The following is an 18,724-nucleotide window of genomic DNA, read 5'->3' as shown; positions in this document are numbered from 1 at the left end:
TTGAGCGGGCTTGAGTGTCCCCGTTCAATTCATTCCGCATCGAGGTAGAGATGGCCCCCCGCAACCGCCAAGGGCTTTACGACCCGCGCTCCGAGCGCGATGCCTGTGGATTTGGCATGGTCGCCCAGCTCGACGATCAACCATCGCGCCTGTTGGTTGATACCGCCATCGCCGCGCTTTCGCGCATGACCCACCGTGGCGGTGTCGCCGCCGATGGCCTGACCGGTGATGGCTGCGGCCTGCTGCTGCGCCGCCCCGATGCCTTCCTGAAACTGCTGGCCAGCGAAGCCGACATCGCGGTCTCCGCACGCTTCGCCGCCGGCCTGGTGTTCCTGCCGCACGACGCCGACGCAGCGCAGGCCTGCCGCGCGCAGTTGCAGACGCAGGTGGAAGCGGTGGGCTGCAAGGTCGCCGGCTGGCGCGAGGTACCCACCGATGACAGCGTCTGCGGCCAGCTGGCGCGCGATACGCTGCCGCGCATCGAACAGGTATTCGTCGATGCCGGCGTCGGTCAGGATGATGCCGGTTTCGCACTGGCGCTGTTCCTGGCCCGCCGTCGCAGCGAACAGCAGCTGCGCGAGCATGCCGATTTCTACGTCACCACCCTCACCCCGGATGCGATCAGCTACAAGGGCATGGTGCTGCCGGACAAGCTGAGCCGCTTTTTCCTGGACCTGCAGCGCCGCGAACTGGCCTCCAGCGCGATCGTGTTCCACCAGCGCTTCTCCACCAACACGCTGCCGCGCTGGCCGCTGGCGCACCCGTTCCGCATGCTCGCCCACAACGGCGAGATCAACACCATTGAAGGCAACCGGCGTTGGGCACAGGCGCGCAGCAAGGTGTGGAAGACGCCGCGCTTCGACATCGGTGAATTCGACCCGGTCATCTCCATGCATGGCTCCGATTCGCAGAGCCTGGACAACATGCTGGAGCTGATGGTCGCCGGTGGCATGGAGCTGATCCAGGCGCTGCGCATCCTGGTGCCGCCGGCCACGCAGTCGCTGGAGTTCAAGGACCCTGACCTGGCGGCCTTCTACGAGTTCCACGGCCTGAACAGCGAGCCGTGGGATGGCCCGGCCGGCATCGTCGCCTGCGACAGCCGCTACGCCGTGTGTACCCTCGACCGCAACGGCCTGCGCCCGGCGCGCTGGATGCTGACCGCCGATCGCCACTTCCTGGTCGCCTCCGAAGCAGGCGTGTGGGAAGTGCCGACCGAGCGCGTGGTTCGCAAGGGCAAGCTCGGCCCGGGCGAGATGATCGCCATCGACCTCAAGCGCGGCGACCTGCTCGACTCCGAAGCCATCGACCGCATCAACCGTGGCCGCGCGCCGTACAAGCAGTGGCTGCAGCAGGGCGTGACCTACCTGCAGACCGAGCTGATCGACCCCTCGCTGGTGGAAGAGCCCTTCGACGAAGGCACCCTGCGCAGCTACCACAAGCTGTACCAGCTCAGCAGCGAGGAAGTGGAGCAGGTGCTGCGGCCGCTGGCCGAGACCGAGCAGGAAGCCACCGGCTCGATGGGCGACGACACGCCGATGGCGGTGCTGAGCCAGCGCAGCCGTCCGCTGTACGACTATTTCCGCCAGGCCTTCGCGCAGGTCACCAACCCGCCGATCGACCCGCTACGCGAAGACTGCGCGATGTCGCTGTCCACCCAGCTCGGCAAGGAGACCAACATCTTCCATGCCGGCCCGGAAACGGTGAACCACGTCATCCTCAATTCGCCGGTGCTGAGCCAGCGCAAGCTGCGCCAGCTGCTGAAGATGGACCAGTACGTGCAGGCCAACCGCCTGCTCGACCTGTCCTACAGCGAGGACGAAGGCCTGCGCGCCGGCATCGAGCGCATCTGCGCCGAGGCCGAACAGGCTGCCCGCGAGGGCATGGTGATGCTGCTGCTGTCCGACCGCTACCCGGTGGCCGGGCGGCCGATGGTGCACGCCCTGCTGGCCACCAGCGCCATCCACCATCACCTCTCGCGCCTGGGCCTGCGCTGCGACGTCAACCTGATCGTCGAGACCGGCACCGCGCGCGATCCGCACCACATGGCCTGCCTGCTCGGCTTCGGTGCCACCGCGGTGTACCCGTACCTGGCCTACCAGACCCTGTTCGACCTGGGCCGCCGCGGCATCCTCAAGCTCAGCAAGGGTGGCGAGCAGTCGCAGATCGGCCGCCGCTACCGCAAGGGCGTCTACAAGGGCCTGTCCAAGATCATCTCGAAGATGGGCATCTGCACCGTGGCCAGCTACCGCGGCGCGCAGCTGTTCGAGATCATCGGCCTGGAACCTGAAGTGGTGGACCTGTGCTTCCCGGATACCGCCTCGCGCATCGGTGGTGCCGGTTTCGCGCGCCTGGATGCCGACGCGCGCGAACTGTGCACGCAGGCCTGGGACGAGCAGCAGGACGTGGACGTGGGCGGCCTGCTGAAGTACGTGCACGGCGGCGAGTACCACATGTACAACCCGGACGTGGTGACCACCCTGCAGCGCGCGGCGCGCAGCGGTGACCCGCGTGCGTGGCAGCAGTACTGCGATGCGGTGCATGCGCGCCCGCCGTCGGCGCTGCGTGACCTGCTGGAACTGGTGCCGGCGGCCACGCCGGTACCGCTGGACGAGGTGGCCCCGGCCAGCGAACTGTTCCCGCGCTTCGACACCGCCGCCATCAGCCTCGGCGCGCTGTCGCCGGAAGCGCATGAAGCGCTGGCCATTGCGATGAACCGCCTCGGTGGTCGCAGCAATTCCGGCGAAGGCGGTGAGGATCCCGCCCGCTATGGCACCACAAAGCGCAGCAAGATCAAGCAGGTGGCTTCGGGCCGTTTCGGCGTCACCGCTGAATATCTGGTCAATGCCGAGGTGCTGCAGATCAAGGTCGCGCAGGGCGCCAAGCCCGGCGAGGGCGGCCAGCTGCCCGGCCACAAGGTCAACGAGCTGATCGCACGGCTGCGCTATGCGCGTCCGGGCATCGGCCTGATTTCGCCGCCGCCGCACCACGACATCTATTCGATCGAGGACCTGGCGCAGCTGATCTACGACCTCAAGCAGGTCAACCCGACCGCGCTGGTGTCGGTGAAGCTGGTCAGCCATGCCGGCGTCGGAACGATTGCGGCGGGCGTGGTCAAGGCCGGTGCGGACCTGATCACCATCTCAGGCCATGACGGCGGCACCGGCGCCTCGCCGGTCAGCTCGATCCGTTATGCGGGCGTGCCGTGGGAGCTGGGCGTGGCCGAAGCGCATCAGGCGCTGCTGGCCAACGACCTGCGCGGGCGTACCCTGCTGCAGACCGATGGCGGCCTGAAGACCGGCCTGGACGTGGTCAAGGCCGCGCTGCTGGGCGCGGACAGCTTCGGCTTCGGCACCGCGCCGATGATCGTGCTGGGCTGCAAGTACCTGCGCATCTGCCACCTCAACAACTGCGCCACCGGCGTGGCCACCCAGGATGAGCGCCTGCGCGAGAACCACTTCACCGGCCAGCCCGAGCGCGTGGAGAACTTCTTCCGCCTGCTGGCCGAGGAAGTGCGTGGCTGGCTGTCCTACCTGGGCGCGCGTTCGCTGGAAGAGATCGTGGGCCGTACCGACCTGCTGCGGCAGATCGACGCCGCGCCGCGCGAGGGCGTGCGCGTGGATCTGTCGCGCCTGCTGGCCGACAGCCGCTACGAGGGCAGCCACTGCGCGGCGCAACGCCTGTACGAATCGCCGGACAGCCTGGCCACGCAGATGGACGGCCTGCTGGCGCCGGCCATCGAGCACAAGCGCGGCGGTGAACACCGCTTCCTGATCCACAACACCGACCGCAGCATCGGCACCCGCCTGGCCGGTGCGGTGGCGCGTGCGCATGGCAACCAGGGCATGGCCGAAGCGCCGCTGGAACTGCGCTTCCGCGGCAGCGCCGGGCAGAGCTTTGGCGCGTTCAACGTGGGTGGCCTGCACCTGGAAGTGGAGGGTGAAGCCAACGACTACGTCGGCAAGGGCATGGCCGGCGGCCGCCTGGTGGTGCGCCCGCCGCGCGGCGCGCGCTTTGAGGCCCGCAGCACCGCCATCATCGGCAACACCTGCCTGTACGGCGCCACCGGGGGCGAGCTGTTTGCCGCCGGCCGCGCGGGCGAACGCTTCGCGGTGCGCAATTCCGGCGCGCTGGCGGTGGTCGAAGGTGCCGGTGACCACTGCTGCGAGTACATGACCGACGGTGTGGTACTGGTGCTGGGCAAGGTCGGCCTGAACTTCGGTGCAGGCTTCACCGGCGGCCTGGCCTACGTACTGGACGTGGACCGCGATTTTGTCGACCGCTACAACCACGAGCTGATCGACATCCATCGCGTGTCGGCCGAAGGGTTCGAGAACTACCGCCAGCACCTGCACCGCCTGATCGGTCGTCATCGCGAGCTGACCGGCAGCATCTGGGCGCAGCAGATCCTGGACGAGTTCCGCGATTACATCGGCAAGTTCTGGCTGGTCAAACCCAAGGCCGCCAGCATCGAGTCGCTGACCGAAACCCTGCGCCGCGCTGCGTGATGTTTTCCGGTAGTGCCGGCCGCTGGCCGGCAACGTTCCCCCTTGCATTCCAGAGCCCGCCATGAGCCGCAAGCACGCCTTCCAGTTCCTCGACCTGCCCCGCACCATGCCGCAGCGCATCCCGGTGGAACTGCGCACGTCCGGCGACTGGGGCGAGCTGTATGGAAAGTTCGGCAAGGAAGATGCCCAGTACCAGGCCGGTCGCTGCCTGGATTGCGGCAACCCCTACTGCAGCTGGAAGTGCCCGGTGCACAACGCCATTCCGCAGTGGCTGCAGCTGGTGCAGGAGAACCGCATCCACGAAGCGGCCACGCTGTGCCACAGCACCAACCCGCTGCCGGAAGTCTGCGGCCGCGTCTGCCCGCAGGACCGCCTGTGCGAAGGCAGCTGCACGCTGGAGGAGTTCGGCGCGGTCACCATCGGTGCGGTGGAGAAGTACATCGTCGATACCGCGCTGGCCAGCGGCTGGCGTCCGGATCTGGACGCAGTGCAGCCAACCGGCCACAGCGTGGCGGTGATCGGCGCTGGTCCGGCCGGCCTGGCCTGCGCCGATCGCCTCGCACGCGCCGGCATTTCCGCCGTGGTCTACGACCGCTACGAGCAGATCGGCGGCCTGCTGCAGTTCGGCATTCCCAGCTTCAAGCTGGACAAGGACGTGATCCATCGCCGCCGCGAAGTGCTGGAGGGCATGGGCGTGCAGTTCCGCCTCGGCGTGGAGATCGGACGCGACCTCAGCGTGCAGCAGCTGCTGGACTCCCACGATGCGGTGTTCGTCGGCACTGGCGCCTACCGTTACACCGATGGCGGCCTCGACGGCCAGGACCTGAAGGGCGTGCTGCCGGCGCTGCCGTTCCTGGTGCAGAACAGCCGCATCGTCGGCGGCGATGATCCGAAAGGCCGGCCGATCGCCGGCTGGGAAGACACCATCGCCCTGCCCGATCTCAACGGCAAGCGCGTGGTGGTGCTCGGTGGTGGCGATACCGGCATGGACTGCGTGCGCAGCGCGGTGCGCCTGGGCGCGGCCAAGGTCACCTGTGCCTATCGCCGCGACGAGGCCAACATGCCCGGTAGTGCGCGCGAGGTGGCCAACGCACGCGAGGAGGGCGTGCGTTTCCTGTTCAACCGCCAGCCGCTGTCGATCGAAGCCGGTGCCGACGACGAAGTGATCGGCGTGACCGTGGTCGAAACCCGCCTCGGCGAACCCGATGCCAACGGCCGCCAGAACGCGGTGCCGATCGAAGGCAGCGAATCGCTGCTGGAAGCGGACGTGGTGATCATCGCCTTCGGCTTCTCGCCGACGCTGCCGGCGTGGCTGTCCGAGCATGGCGTGGAAGGCCAGTCCAACGGCCGCATCGTCGCCGGTGGCAAGGACCGGTTGCCGTACCAGACCGCCCATCCGCGCCTGTTCGCTGGTGGCGATGCGGTGCGCGGTGCCGACCTGGTAGTGACCGCCGTGGCCGAGGGTCGCGATGCCGCCGCCAGTATCGTGCGGCTACTGATCCACTGATACCGGCGCCAGCAGCACGGCCAACAGTGCGTGCAGTTCGTGGGTCTCCACCGGCTTGGCCAGGAAGTGCTCGATGCCGGCCGCGCGACAGGCCTCGCGGGTGCGATCCAGCACGCTGGCGGTCAGCGCAATGATCGGCACCTGCGCACGCGTCGGGCAAGGGTCGGCGCGGATCGCCTGCGCCAGCGCGAAGCCATCCATGTGCGGCATGTGGCAATCGGTGATGACCAGGTCGAACGATTGCGCCTGCCAGGCCTCGAAGGCCTGCCGGCCATCGCCGCAGGCGTGCACCTGCAGTCCCAGCTCGCACAGGCGCTGCTCCAGCAGTAGCAGGTTGGTGGGATGGTCATCGGCCGCCAATACCCGGGCCGGCGACAGTGGCCGCATTGCCGACAACGGCAGAGGCCGCGGCTCGGCGGGCAACGCACAGCCAGCCAGCTCCAGCTCCATCCTTACCGTGGTACCCCCGCCTGGCGTGCTGCGCAGCTGCAGCTGCGCGCCCATAGACTCGGCCAGCTCGCGGCAGATCGCCAGGCCCAGACCGCTGCCACCGAAGCGGCGTGTTGTGGATGCCTCGGCCTGGGTGTAAGCGGCAAACACCGCCTGCTGCCTCTCCGGACTGATGCCTACGCCGCTGTCGCTCACCTGCAGGCACAAGCGCTGGCCGCCATCGAATGGCTGCAGCACCTGCACGCGCAGTTCCACGCCCCCTTGCTCGGTGAACTTGAGCGCGTTGCCAGCAAGGTTGAACAGGATCTGGCGCACGCGCAGACCGTCGGCGAGCGATCCAGTCTGCAACGCCGGATCCAGCTCGGCGCGCAGGTACAAGCCGCGGCTGGCTGCGACCGGCATCAGCAGCTGCTGCACCGCGCGCACCAGCGCGCCCAGATCCGTGGGCCGCAGCTGCAGCGGCGCAACCTGGAATCGCTGGCTGTGCAGCACATCGTCGAGGATCTGCCGCAACATCCGCGCTGCATCACCGACCGTCGCCAGCACCTGCTGCTGGCCCGGATCCAGCTCGCTGCCAGCCAATCGTTCGAGCATGCCCAGCAGGGTGCTCATCGGCGTGCGTATCTCGTGGCTCATCGTTGCCAGGAAGTGGGTCTTGGCCTGCGCCACCTGCTCGGCCTCCCGCCGCGCTTCGGCCAGCGCCCGGGTGCGCGACTGCGCCTCGCTGACATCGATCCAGTAGCCACTCCACTCGACATCGCCGTCATCGCAGGACAGCGGCCGTCCATGGGAACGTACCCAACGCCAGCCCTGCGGCGATCGCGTGCGGAAGGTGACGTCGATCGGGCCACGCGCCAGCGCAGCCGCATCGACGGCTTCCATCAGCCGATTGCGATCATCGGGGTGGACCGCTGCCAGCAGGCGCTGCTGGTTGATCAACGCATTTTCCACGCTGATCCCGAACAAGGTCTGCACGTCACCCGCAATCTGCGGAAAACTGTAGTAGCCCGCTGCAGAGCGTCGCGCCTGGTAGACCACCGCCGGCAGATTCGAGGTCACCTCCTGCAGGCGTTGCGCGGCCACGCGGCGGCGTGCGCTTTCACGGTGCACGCGCCAATAGCCGAAGGCATATACCAGCGCGAGCGCCAGCACGATCAGCGAGGCGGTTACCAGCCAACGCAAGGGCGACGGTGACGACTGGCTGCGTGGCACGGCCGGCAGCCAGGCTGCGCGGATCGCCTCGCGCTGCGTGTCAGTCAGCTGCGCCGCGGCGTGCTCGAACGCACTGATGACACCGGCACAGGCGGGCACGGCGGCCAGCACCAGCGCATCGTCGATTCCCGCCGGTGCTGCGACCACCAGCGAATCTCCCCGGTAGCGGCGCAACGCGGCCTCGACCTCGCCGAGATTGGCGATCACGGCATCGACCAGGCCGGTACCCAGCAGCGACAGCGCGTCGTCGATCGGTGCCGGTGGCAGCAGCTGCGCACCCGGCGCCTGCTCGGCCAGCAGCGCAGTCAGCGGCAATGGATCGGGACTGGCCACGGTGCGCCCGCGCAGGGCTTCAAGCCCCATGACCGGCGGCGCATCCTGGCGCCGCACGATCACCTGCGGCAGCTGCAGGTACGGAGCACTGGCCACCCAGCCGATGGGCACCTGCGAACGTGGCCACCCCAGTAGGGCCTGGGTGTCGTGGGGCAACACCCCCTCGGCCACGGCAACGCCCGGCAGTGGCTGCATCTGCAGCGGGCGCTGTGCTTCCAGCAGCGCCAGGTACTCCGCGCTGAGCCCGCGCGCCTGGCCCTGTTCGCTGGAGGACAACGGTGCGCGGTCGGCGGGCCAGGCGATGCGCAGCGGCGACTCGCAGCCAGCGGCGGCAGCTGTCGCGGGCAGCAACAGGCAGGCCAGGACCACGGCGGCGGCAGGCAGGCCAGCGACGTTCACGATGGGCATCCTCATTTCGCGGGCGGAAGTGCACGGCCGCGCAGCGGTACCGCTGTCTGCCACGCTAGCGACGTGCGGACAGGCCGCAATGAAGAAAGTTGTAAAAGCATCCAGAGAGGGGAATGCCGACATACACTGCCGCCTTCACCCGTACCTGCGGAGCATTCGATGCGCATCGGCCTGGCTGCCAACCGTCTTCATCACCACGACGCGCGCGCCGCGCTGTTCCGTTGGTTGCTCAGCAGCGAGGCCGGCCTGCGGGAACTGGGCGTGTCGCTGCACGCGGTCGGCCGCACCCATGACGCGATCGAGCGACAGGGCTTCCTGGCTGGGTATGCGGGCCTGCACCGCTATCCCTACGGGCGCGAGGGTGGCCTGATGAAGCTGGTCGCCGAGGTGGTCGGGATGGGTCCGGATCGGACACTGGATGGAGCGATCTATCTGATTGATCCAGTCGATCCGTCCTCGGTGTTTCCGGAAGCCACGGCATTGAAACGGCAGTGCGTGATCCACGGCAAGCCGTTCATTTCGACCGTGGCCACCGCGCGCGACTGGGTCGAGGTGGAGCGCATCCACGCCGGGCTGGCGGCCGATGCCGGCGCCGACGACCTGCATGCGTTCGAAGGCCAGACGCTGGCGCTGATAGCGCACGATGCGATGAAGCCGGCGATGCTGGCCTTCGCCGATGAGCACTTCGATGTGCTGGCCCGGTTCGGCGAACGCGTGGCGACCGGCACCACCGGCCAGCGCTTGAACGAGCTGGCCTGGAGCCGGGGCTGGCCGCGTGATACGCCGTGGGTGACGCGCTACCAGAGCGGCCCGATGGGCGGTGATGCGCAGATTGCCGACCGGGTGCTGGAGGGGCGTTGCCAGCGCGCGATCTTCTTCGAGGATCCGCATGTGGCGCGCCAGCATGAGGCGGATATCCAGCTGCTGGAGCGCGCGGTGACGACGGTGACCGACCAGGCGGTGTGCATTACGGCGCCGCGGGTGGCGGCGCGGTGGGCGGCGGCGGCGGCGTTGCGGGCGGGGTGAGGATTTCGGCCAACGGCTGAGCCCCTCGTGGTGGGTGGCATCCGACGGCAAAGCCGTGCTTGGCCGGGCGGGTGAGCCATGCAGGGGACGCTGCAAGTCCCCCTCCGGGGCCCGGCCCAGCCGCTGGCGGCTGTGCGTTCAGGCGCTTGCGAAGCAGTGCTTCGCAAGCAAAGCGCCTTCACCCTTGTAAGCTCGGTCGCCGCATCCATGCGGCTCACGCCCCTGCGCAACCCACCCCGCCCGGCCACGGACAGTTTCCGCGCTCACCACGGAAGAGAGAAAGAAGAACAAGAGCGGAGGCGGATCGCGCGCTGCGCGCGCTCTTCTGTAGAGCCGAGCCATGCTCGGCTGCTCTTCGACGTGAAGACTGGAACCCCGCGCTGCGCGCGTTAGCCGAGCATCGGCTCGGCTCTACAACAGCTGGCGCAGCATGGCTTTCAAGCGGCGCCCTTCCAGCTGGAAGTAGTCGCGCTGTTCGCGCCAGGCGGGAAAGCGTTGCTCCACTTCGTGCCAGAACGCGGGCGAGTGATTCGGCTGGATCAGGTGGCAGAGTTCGTGCACCAGCACGTACTCGAACGCGTCGGAGCGGCCCAGCACCAGGGCCAGGTCCAATGCCATGCTGCCGTCGGGCGCCAGCGAGCCCCATTGCGAGGACATCACCTTCAGGCGCAGGCGGCTGGGTGCGCGCGGCAGGGTGGGCAGGTACTTCGGCAACCATCGGCCGACGTCGGCGCGGGTCTGGGCTTCGTAGAACTCGCGTAGCAGACGGCGCAGGGTGGCGTCACCGCCGCGGGTCGGCCACTGCACACAGGCGCCGTGCGCGTCGATCTCCAGGCGCGCGTATCGGCCTTCCTGCCAGCGCAGCGGCAGCAGTTCGCCGCGCAGGGGCAGCACACCGTCTTCGCCCGGCTGCAGCGGTGCCGGCAGGCCCTGGCCCTGATACTGGCGCAGCTGCAGCGCCAGCCAGTCGCGGTGCTGTTCCAGAAAGCGTTCGCCCATCACCAGGCTTGCGCGCGGCGGCAGGGTCAAGCGTGCGCCGCGTTCGTCCACGCTCAGCTTGATGCGGCGCGCACGCGGATCGCGCACGCGCAGTACCTCGATCTCGGCATCCTCCAGGCGCAGGCGAACGGTGTCGCGCTGTACGGTGGCGGGCGGGGTCGGGCTGATCAGGCGGCGCAGCAGACGGCTCATGCGCCCAGCATAGCGCCGCTTCGGGCCGCCGGATGACCGGCGGCCGTCGGGCTGCCTGTTCAGTCAGCCTTGCTGAGCTTGAAGGCTTCTTCCAGCAACAGGAACAGGCGGCGGATCTCGGCGCTCTGCAGGGCGAAACGGGCGTCGAACTCGGCGCGGCGGCCGTCTTCGTCGGCATGCTCCAGCTGGTCCAGCGCACCGTCGAGGAACTTCAGCTTGCGCACGATCAGGTCGTCGCCGATGACGAAGGACAGGTTGTCCTCGAAGATCAGCGCCAGCTTGGTCACCTGCTTGCCGGCGTCCAGGTGCTTGTCGATCTCGTCGCAGCGCAGTTCCTGGTGCTGGCACTTGACCACCGCACCACCTTCCACCGGGTCCTTCATCTCGCACTCTTCGCCCAGGCTCAGCCCGGTCGGCAGCGGCTCGCCGGCGATCCAGCCGGTCAGGATCGAGCGCGGCGCGACTTCGGCGTTCAGCGGCATCGCCGGGAAGCTGCCGAGCAGGCCGCGGATGTCGGACATGAAGTACTCGCCGGTCTTGCGGCTGGAGGTATCCACCGCCACGTAGCCGTGCTGCAGGTCGATGAAGGCGTCGTTGCGCGAGGACTTCACGAACGCGCGCGGCAGCAGTTCATGCAGCAGGTCGTCCTTCATGCGCTTGCGCTCGCGGCCACCCGGGCGGCGGCCTTCCTTCTCCTCGATCTCCTCCAGCTTGCGCTCGAGCAGGTCGTTGACCACCGCCGCCGGCAGGATCTTGTCCTCGCCGCCCACGGTCAGCCACAGGTGTTCGGCGATGCGGTGGGAGAGCAGTTCCTTCTCCTCGCGGCCGAACGGCGAGATGAAGCCGCGCGAATTCATTTCCAGCGCGCCGACCGGCTTCAGCAGGGCGTGCGGCAGCAGGGTGTCGACTTCGGAAAAATCGGTGGTGGTCGGGAAACGGAAGAACGTCAGGTTGCGAAAGAACATGGAATTCCGGATGGCAAAGAGGAAGGGCGACCGACCTTAAACGGTGGGCGTCTCGGGATCTGCGTCGGCGTCGGCCGGGGAACCGGCCAGCCAGGCATGGGCGTCGGGCAGCGGCGCGTCGTCGCGACGGCCCAGCGCCATGAAGTCGAACAGGGTGGTGTCGGCCAGCTGCGAGGGCCGGACTTCGCCCATGGCACGCGCGATCTGCTCGATGCGGCCCGGGTGGTCCTTTTCCCACTGCTTCAGCATCAGGCCGACCTGGCGGCGCTGCAGGTTCTCCTGGCTGCCGCACAGGTTGCAGGGAATGATCGGGAACTGGCGTGCCTGTGCGTACTCGACGATGTCACTTTCGCGCACGTAGGCCAGCGGCCGGATCACCACATGCTTGCCGTCGTCGCTGCGCAGCTTCGGCGGCATGCCCGACAGCTTGGCGTGGTGGAACAGGTTCATGAAGAACGTGGCCACCATGTCGTCGCGGTGGTGGCCCAGCGCGATCTTGGTGAAGCCATGGATTTCGGCGTAGTTGTACAGCGCACCACGACGCAGCCGCGAGCACAGCGAGCACATCGTCTTGCCTTCCGGAATGACCCGGCTGACCACCGAATAGGTGTCCTGCTCGATGATGTGGTACGGCACGCCCAGGCCTGCCAGGTATTCCGGCAGCACGTGCTCGGGGAAGTCCGGCTGCTTCTGGTCCAGGTTCACCGCCACCAGCTCGAACGGTACCGGCGCCTTCTTCTGCAGCTGCAGCAGCACGTCCAGCAGGGTGTAGCTGTCCTTGCCGCCGGACAGGCAGACCATGACCTTGTCGCCGGCCTCGATCATGCCGAAGTCGGCAATCGCCTCGCCGACCTGGCGGCGCAGGCGCTTGGCCAGCTTGTGCTGCTCGCGCTCGGCCACGCGCGGATCACGGGCGGCGCGCGGCTGGGGATCGGGAAGGGAAATCACGGCACTCATGGGCTCCATTCTAACGGCTCGGAGCGGCCACGGCCGGGGGTCGGGATTCCCCTCTCCCGGCAGTCATCAACGCTGTGTATGCTCGGAGGCTGTGGACACCTACAGCCCCGCCGAGATCGTCGAGCACCTCGCCGCCCTGCGCGCCGAGCACCGCCTGCTGGATGAACAGATCACCCGCATGGCCGCCAACGGCGAGGACGAACTGGAAGCCAAGCGCCTGAAGCGGCGCAAGCTGCAGCTGAAGGACTGCATCGCCAGGCTGGAAAGCCTGCAGATTCCCGACGAACCGGCCTGAGCGGTGGCCCATCCACGCATGGCGTGGATCTACTGCTTCGCCCCGGTAGATGCCAACCTTGGTTGGCATGCTGTTCGCCGGGCATCGCCCGGCACTACCTTCAATCCTGTGGCGCCGCCTCGTCCGGGCGTGCCGCTTCCGGGCTGACCCGTTCGATGGTGTGGCGCAGCTCGCGGCCGAGGATGAACTTGGCGTCCTTGGCCCAGGCATCCAGGCGCTCGTCGAACAGCAGCTTGCTGTTCTCGTCCGGCCACACCAGGCGCAGTTCGCGCAGCTTCTGGATGAAACCGCGGAACAGGGACTTGTCGAAGAACTCCGGTGCCGCCGGTGCATAGAGCAGGCTCAGCCGCTGCGCCGCCTGCTGGCACAGGCTTTCCAGCTCGGCGGCGCCGAGCATGCCGGGGCCGTTCTTCACCAGCACCGAGATGGCGATGTAATAGCGCTCGAACGCCTGCTGCAGCGAATGGCCGATCGCACGCAGGCGGAACACCTCGTCGGTCTGCCCCGTATTGCGCGCCAGGATGCCGCCGTCGTCATCGTTGACGTTCTGCAGCAGGCCCTCGCGCACGAACACATCGATGGTCCGGTCGATGCGCAGGGCGAACTCGTCCTCGCTCCACGGCAGGAACAGCTCGGCCTGCAGGAACGGGTACACCGTACGGCCCAGCTGGACCAGGCCGGTGCGGCTCATGCGGCGGTTGTTCTGGAAGCAGCAGGCCACCCACGACGAGGCGGTGAACAGGTGCACCACGTTGTTGCGGAAGTAGCTCAGCAGCACCGCGGTGTCGCCGCTGACGCTGAGCACATCGCCCAGCGGGTGCTTGATGCGGGTGAGGACGTTGATTTCCTCGGCGTGGGCGATGATCCGCTCCGGCGAGTGCGGGGTCACCGTCACCCGGTCCGAGTACGGCATCTCGACCAGCAGGGTCTTGCACAGCTCGATCTGCGCGATCAGGTCGGCCTCGCCCATCGCGTGCTTCGGCGTGGACAGCAGGGCCAGCGCCAGCAGGTTGATCGGGTTGACGTCGGCGGCGCCGTTGATGCGCACCTGGATGCGTTCGGCCAGCGTGTCCACCGTGGTCGACAGCCAGGCCGGCTTCTCGTCCTCGGACACCGCCTCGCCCTTCCACTCCGGCGCCTTCTCGGCCAGCACGTCGTTCAGCGCGATCGGCTCGCCGAAGTTCACCACCACCTGGCCGTAGTTCTGCTTGAGCACCTTGGGGATGCCCCACAGCAGCGACCAGATCGATTCCTTTTCCTTCGGCCGGCCGGACAGTTCGTCCAGGTAGCTGCCGCCTTCCATCAGCTTCTCGTAGCCGATGTAGATGGGCTGGAACAGCACCGGCTTGCGCGGCTGGCGCAGGAACGCGCGCAGCGTCATCGAGATCATGCCGCCCTTGGGCTGCAGCAGGCGCCCGGTACGCGAGCGGCCGCCTTCGACGAAGTACTCCAGCGAGTAGCCACCGGCCACCAGCTGCGCGACGTATTCGCTGAGCACTGCCGAATACAGCGCGTTGCCACGGATCGAGCGGCGGATGAAGAACGCACCGCCCTTGCGCAGCAGGGTGCCGACCACCGGCAGGTTCAGGTTGATGCCGGCCACGATGTGCGGCGGCACGATGCCACGGTCGTACAACAGGTACGACAGCAGCAGGTAGTCCATGTGGCTGCGGTGGCTGGGCACGTAGACCACTTCATGGCCCGGCGCGGCGGCCTTGAACTTGTCCAGATGGTGCACCAGCACGCCTGCATAGATGCGGTTCCACACGTGGCTGAGCATGAAGCTGGCCGAGCGCACCACCGGGCTGGAATAGTCCGCGGCGATTTCCCAGGCATAGGCGTGCGCCTTCTTCCAGGCATCGGCCGGCTTCGAGTTGTCGCGCTTGGCCTGTGCGGCGATCGCCTCGCGCACCGGTTCGGCCGCCAGCACCTGGTCCACCAGCAGGCGCCGGGTCGACAGGTCGGGACCGATCACCGATTCACGGATGCGGCGGAAATGGGTACGCAGCACGCGCTGCAGCTTGCGCACCGTGCGCTCCGGTTCCAGGCCTTCATCCACGGTGCTGCGCAGCGAGATCGGCGGGGCGAAGCGGACGATGGTGCTGCGGCCGTTGAGCAGCACCGCCAGCAGGCGGCGGAAGCGACCCACCAGCGCCCAGTTTTCCGAGAACAGCACGGCGAACCAGCCGCTCTGCTTGTCCGGCGCGCGGCCGACGAAGATCGACACCGGCACCAGGTGCACGTCCAGGTCATCGCGCACGCGATGGGCCTGCAGCACTTTGGCCAGCGAATCGGAGTGGGTCTTGGCGCCGCGCTGCTCGGGGATCAGCGAATTGCTGGAGCTGCGCCGCGACAGCGCCAGGTAGGCGCGCTTGCGCCCGGTCGGGTCACCGGCCAGCGGCACCAGTGGCGACGGCAGTCCGGCCTGGCGGCAGGCCTTGTCCAGGATCAGCGCATTGGACAGGCCGTAGTCTTCCAGCACGTACATGACCGGGCGGCCATCGTTGTACTGGCCCGGGTCTTCCGGTTCGATCTTCAGCGACAGCCACGGCTCGACCAGGCGGCCCAGCAACCGTGCCCACAGCGGGCGGCGGCCAGCCGGACGCGCGTGCGCGGGCGGCGGTACCGGGTTCGGGCCGGTACCGGTCGAGGGGGACGCCGGCACCGTATCGGCGGGCGTCGACTGGGATTCTTCGCCGGGGAACGGCAGCGGGTTCTGTTTCGACATCGGCGCCATTATGGCTTAGGCGGCGGCGTTGCCGCTTCCCCACCCTCGGCGGGGGCTTCAGCCGGTGACGGCGACGCAGCAGCGCGGGCCGCGTCGGCCTTGCGCAGCAGCGCGTCGGTGTCAGCCAGGGTGCGGGTCAGGTACCAGTGGCCCTCGCGGCGGCTCAGCGGCAGCTGCAGGGTCATTTCGCGGCCAGCCAGGTCGTAGTGCAGGCGTACCAGCGCATTGTCGCCCTCCACCGAGAGCAGCTCGCCCCGGACGCTGCGCAGCGCGTCATCCACGCCCAGCCCGTAGCTGCCCAGCACCGCCTTGAGGGTATGGATGAAGGGCGCCAGCTGCTGCAGGCTGCCTTCCATGCCGGCGGCCTGCAGGCCGGCCTCATCGTCGAAGCCGACCTTGCCGGCGGCACCCACCAGCGCGGCGATCGTGCTGCGCGCGCGGGCGCGGTCACTGATTGGTGCCCCCTGCGCCCAGCTGGCGAGGGTTTCCACCAGGGCGATGTAGTGAGCCTGTTGGCCGGGCGTATAGCCCTTCTGATGGCGCAGGTACTGCACGCCGAAGTTGCCCATCGACTGCGCGGCCTGGCGCACGGCACCCGCCTGACCGGCCAGCTGGCGGTCGAAGCTGCGTTGCAGTTCGACGCTGGCATTGGGCGTGCGCAGTGCGGCCAGCATCGGCAGCAGCTGGTCGCCCAGTGGCAGTTCGGTCAGCGGCCACTGGCTGTGGCCCTCGGCCCAGGCCTGCTGCAGGCGCTGGTACTGGTTCGGCGGTACCGACAGCTTCGCGTAGCCGACCAGATCGTCTTCGGCCAGGCGCAGGGCCATCGCCTGCACCGCAGCCACTGGCTCGGCCGCCGGCTTGGCCGGATCGTTGGCCGATTCACGGCAGGCGGCCACGGCCAGCAACAGCATGGCTGCCAGCCCCCATCCACGCGCAGACCTTCCTCGCACTGCCACGCTCATTCACTCGGACTCCCCGGACCGGTCCGCATCTTGCGGCCTGCGACGTGACAGCGGCAAGCCGGGACGTCACGGTTTCCAACCAATGGGGTCAGATCCCTTCTGCCGCAGGCACAAGGGATCTGACCCCAGAACCGCCACCGGCATAAAAAAAGAGCCGGGATCACGGGGATCACAGGCTCTTCAAGCCGGCGCAGGGCCGGTGGACAGTGTTGTGGCACATGTCCGGTCCGAGGACCGGATGGCGGCGATCCTACGCTGCCGCTCAAGTTAAGGCAACACTTCACGTAGTTCGTCATAAATCATTGATTTTATTGAATCACCTGGTGTTTGGGGCCAGGGTCAGGAAATCTACGGCAGGTTTTGCGGCGATTCGGGCACAACCGCTCCCCGGCCGGATGCAAAAACGCCATCCCGCGCGGGTCGGGATGGCGTTAGCGCTTGCAGTCCTGGCAGTGGAATCTCAGCGCGCAGCCAGCGCCGACGCGATTTCCTGCTGGATCGCCCGGGCCGCGGCCTGCGGATCGGCGGCCAGGCGGATCGGGCGGCCGACCACGATGGCATCGGCGCCATCGGCAAAGGCCTGGTCCACGCCAACGGTACGCTTCTGGTCATCACCGACCGGGCCGCCGGGGCGGATGCCCGGGCAGACGATCGAGAACCCGGCGCCGGTAGCGGCACGGATCGGGCCGGCTTCCTGGCCCGAGGCGATCACGCCATCGATGCCAGCCGCCTGGGCGGCCAGCGCGCGCTCGACCACCACGTCCACCGGTTCACGGTCGATGCCCATCTGCGCCAGGTCCGGACGGCCCATCGAGGTCAGCACGGTCACTGCCAGCAGGCGCATGTCGCTGCTGTTGGCGGCGGCGCAGGCTTCCATCATCGCCGGGTGCCAGCCGTGGATGGTGGCGTAGCTGACCGGCCACTGCGACAGGCGCTTGATCACCGCCGCGGCGGTGGCCGGGATATCGAAGAACTTCAGGTCGACGAACACGCGCTTGTCGCGGCGGGCCAGTTCATCGAGCACCTGGAAGTACTCGCCGGAGGCGAGCAGTTCCATGCCGATCTTGTAGAACGCCACGCTGTCGCCGAGGCGATCGACCCAGTCCAGCGCCTGCGCGCGGTCCGGCACGTCCAGCGCGAAGATCAGGCGCTCGTCGTCGCGCAGCGGCAGCGGCGCGCGGCTCACGGTGCGTAGTCCAGGGCGGCGCGCTTGGCGTCGTGGCGGGCCTGGCGCGACTGGCTGTAGTCGTTGTTGAACTGCGCCGGCTCGAAGCCGCCGTAGGTCGGGTTCGGCAGCATCCACCAGCGCTCGCCGAACCAGTCGTGGTACTGCTGCAGCAGGGCGTCACGGCCTTCATTGGTGTTGGCGGTCACTTCCACGAAGTCGCCCAGCTGGTCGCCGAACTGCATCAGCACGCGGTACTTCTGCCCGGCCAGGCGGCGGCGGCAGTTCTTCTCGCTGCCGGCCTGCTCACAGCCTTCCACCACGGTGCCCAGGCCCAGGAACACGCTGTCATCGGCCACCGGCAGGCCCTGCTCGCGCAGGTTGGCCAGGGTCGCGTCCTTCAGGTGCACGGCGCGGTTGGAGATGTACAGCAGGGTCACGCCCTTGGCATTGGCAGCCTTGGCGAAATCGACCACGCCCGGAATGGCCTTGGCCTTCTTTTCGGCCACCCACTGGTCCCAGGTCATTTCATCGTATTCCTTGCCGTCGCGGACCAGGCGCGCCTGGTAGGGCGAGTTGTCCAGCACCGTCTCATCCACGTCCAGCACCACGGCCGGCTTCAGGCCCTTGGCCTCGTTGCCGCGTTCTTCCGGCACCAGCGCATCCCAGTGGGCTTCCTTCAGCGCGGCATCCAGGTGGTCGGCGGCGGCACGGTAGGTCTGCTCGGTGATCGCCTTGTACTCCTGCGCACGCTGCATCCACAGCACCGCATTGAGGTTGTCGTTGGCAGTGGCATCGAGCGCGCCACCGGCCTTGGCGGCGGCGGCCGGGGCCTCCGGGGTTGCGGCTTCAGCGGCAGGCGCATCCACGCGCTTGCAGGCGGACAGGCCCAGCGCCGCGGTAGCGAGCAGGGTCAGGGACAGGGAAACAGGACGACGCATGGATTCACCGGCAATCAGATATACCGGCGCATTTTACCGGCAAAGGCGGTCCCGGGACGGCTATGCTTGGCGGTTGACC

The 18,724-nt window shown here is 68.1% G+C and carries 12 protein-coding genes; 4 read left to right on the top strand and 8 right to left on the bottom strand.

Annotation, left to right across the window (positions count from 1 at the left end):
* The first annotated feature begins 50 nt into the window (after positions 1-50).
* Positions 51-4,505, top strand: coding sequence for a glutamate synthase large subunit (gene gltB, locus ACJ7C5_RS12050; RefSeq protein ID WP_412704020.1), 4,455 nt, complete (start codon positions 51-53; stop codon positions 4,503-4,505).
* 61 nt (positions 4,506-4,566) lie between these two features.
* Positions 4,567-6,012, top strand: a complete 1,446-nt coding sequence (locus tag ACJ7C5_RS12045) for an FAD-dependent oxidoreductase (protein ID WP_412704019.1) — start codon at positions 4,567-4,569, stop codon at positions 6,010-6,012.
* On the opposite strand, the gene ACJ7C5_RS12040 is transcribed toward ACJ7C5_RS12045, so the two are convergent.
* Complete coding sequence (locus ACJ7C5_RS12040) at positions 5,998-8,406, bottom strand: ATP-binding protein (protein ID WP_412704018.1); 2,409 nt, start codon at positions 8,404-8,406, stop codon at positions 5,998-6,000. The two genes, ACJ7C5_RS12045 and ACJ7C5_RS12040, sit on opposite strands and share 15 nt — an antisense overlap.
* A gap of 168 nt (positions 8,407-8,574) precedes the next feature.
* Here ACJ7C5_RS12040 and ACJ7C5_RS12035 point away from each other — a divergent pair, with 168 nt between their 5' ends.
* A complete protein-coding gene (locus ACJ7C5_RS12035) occupies positions 8,575-9,441 on the top strand; it encodes a methylglyoxal synthase (protein ID WP_412704017.1) in 867 nt (288 codons plus the stop codon).
* Positions 9,442-9,852: 411 nt separating this feature from the next.
* On the opposite strand, the gene ACJ7C5_RS12030 is transcribed toward ACJ7C5_RS12035, so the two are convergent.
* From ACJ7C5_RS12030 to ttcA, 3 genes are read right to left on the bottom strand one after another with little or no spacing between them, the layout of a single operon-like run.
* The gene (locus ACJ7C5_RS12030) at positions 9,853-10,632 is read right to left on the bottom strand and encodes a M48 family metallopeptidase (protein WP_049430906.1); all 780 of its coding nucleotides are present in this window, start codon (positions 10,630-10,632) and stop codon (positions 9,853-9,855) included.
* 59 nt (positions 10,633-10,691) lie between these two features.
* Complete coding sequence (locus ACJ7C5_RS12025; RefSeq protein ID WP_005411825.1) at positions 10,692-11,597, bottom strand: recombination-associated protein RdgC; 906 nt, start codon at positions 11,595-11,597, stop codon at positions 10,692-10,694.
* A gap of 36 nt (positions 11,598-11,633) precedes the next feature.
* Entirely contained in the window at positions 11,634-12,554 is a 921-nt protein-coding gene (ttcA, locus tag ACJ7C5_RS12020; RefSeq protein ID WP_176433107.1) for a tRNA 2-thiocytidine(32) synthetase TtcA, read from the bottom strand.
* 91 nt (positions 12,555-12,645) lie between these two features.
* Here ttcA and ACJ7C5_RS12015 point away from each other — a divergent pair, with 91 nt between their 5' ends.
* Positions 12,646-12,849 carry a YdcH family protein gene (locus ACJ7C5_RS12015; RefSeq protein ID WP_005421068.1) on the top strand — a complete coding sequence of 68 codons (204 nt, stop codon included), beginning with the start codon at positions 12,646-12,648 and terminating at the stop codon, positions 12,847-12,849.
* 100 nt (positions 12,850-12,949) lie between these two features.
* Here the strand turns inward: ACJ7C5_RS12015 and plsB are convergent, their stop codons facing one another.
* From plsB to ACJ7C5_RS11995, 4 genes are all read right to left on the bottom strand, one after another.
* Complete coding sequence (plsB, locus tag ACJ7C5_RS12010; protein ID WP_412704016.1) at positions 12,950-15,577, bottom strand: glycerol-3-phosphate 1-O-acyltransferase PlsB; 2,628 nt, start codon at positions 15,575-15,577, stop codon at positions 12,950-12,952.
* Positions 15,578-15,585: 8 nt separating this feature from the next.
* On the bottom strand, positions 15,586-16,488 hold the full coding sequence (locus tag ACJ7C5_RS12005; RefSeq protein WP_412704015.1) for a hypothetical protein: 903 nt from the start codon (positions 16,486-16,488) through the stop codon (positions 15,586-15,588).
* Positions 16,489-16,999: 511 nt separating this feature from the next.
* Positions 17,000-17,725 carry an orotidine-5'-phosphate decarboxylase gene (gene pyrF / locus ACJ7C5_RS12000; protein WP_412704014.1) on the bottom strand — a complete coding sequence of 242 codons (726 nt, stop codon included), beginning with the start codon at positions 17,723-17,725 and terminating at the stop codon, positions 17,000-17,002.
* Positions 17,722-18,645: a 5'-nucleotidase, lipoprotein e(P4) family gene (locus tag ACJ7C5_RS11995; protein ID WP_094001733.1), complete on the bottom strand. Its 924-nt coding sequence runs from the start codon at positions 18,643-18,645 to the stop codon at positions 17,722-17,724. Before ACJ7C5_RS11995 ends, pyrF begins: the two co-directional genes overlap by 4 nt.
* Positions 18,646-18,724 lie beyond the last annotated feature (79 nt).

The sequence above is a fragment of the Nocardiopsis yanglingensis genome (assembly GCF_045809185.1).
GTDB lineage: Bacteria > Pseudomonadota > Gammaproteobacteria > Xanthomonadales > Xanthomonadaceae > Stenotrophomonas > Stenotrophomonas yanglingensis.
Note: the sequence above shows the minus strand (reverse complement) of the source record. Positions and strands in the feature narration are given on the sequence as shown.

Coding starts and splice junctions, on each gene's coding strand:
- gltB (WP_412704020.1), top strand. CDS start 51: ATGGCCCCCCGCAACCGCCAAGGGCTTTACGACCCGCGCTCCGAGCGC.
- ACJ7C5_RS12045 (WP_412704019.1), top strand. CDS start 4,567: ATGAGCCGCAAGCACGCCTTCCAGTTCCTCGACCTGCCCCGCACCATG.
- ACJ7C5_RS12035 (WP_412704017.1), top strand. CDS start 8,575: ATGCGCATCGGCCTGGCTGCCAACCGTCTTCATCACCACGACGCGCGC.
- ACJ7C5_RS12030 (WP_049430906.1), bottom strand. CDS start 10,632: ATGAGCCGTCTGCTGCGCCGCCTGATCAGCCCGACCCCGCCCGCCACC.
- ACJ7C5_RS12025 (WP_005411825.1), bottom strand. CDS start 11,597: ATGTTCTTTCGCAACCTGACGTTCTTCCGTTTCCCGACCACCACCGAT.
- ttcA (WP_176433107.1), bottom strand. CDS start 12,554: ATGAGTGCCGTGATTTCCCTTCCCGATCCCCAGCCGCGCGCCGCCCGT.
- plsB (WP_412704016.1), bottom strand. CDS start 15,577: ATGTCGAAACAGAACCCGCTGCCGTTCCCCGGCGAAGAATCCCAGTCG.
- ACJ7C5_RS12005 (WP_412704015.1), bottom strand. CDS start 16,488: ATGCTGTTGCTGGCCGTGGCCGCCTGCCGTGAATCGGCCAACGATCCG.
- ACJ7C5_RS11995 (WP_094001733.1), bottom strand. CDS start 18,645: ATGCGTCGTCCTGTTTCCCTGTCCCTGACCCTGCTCGCTACCGCGGCG.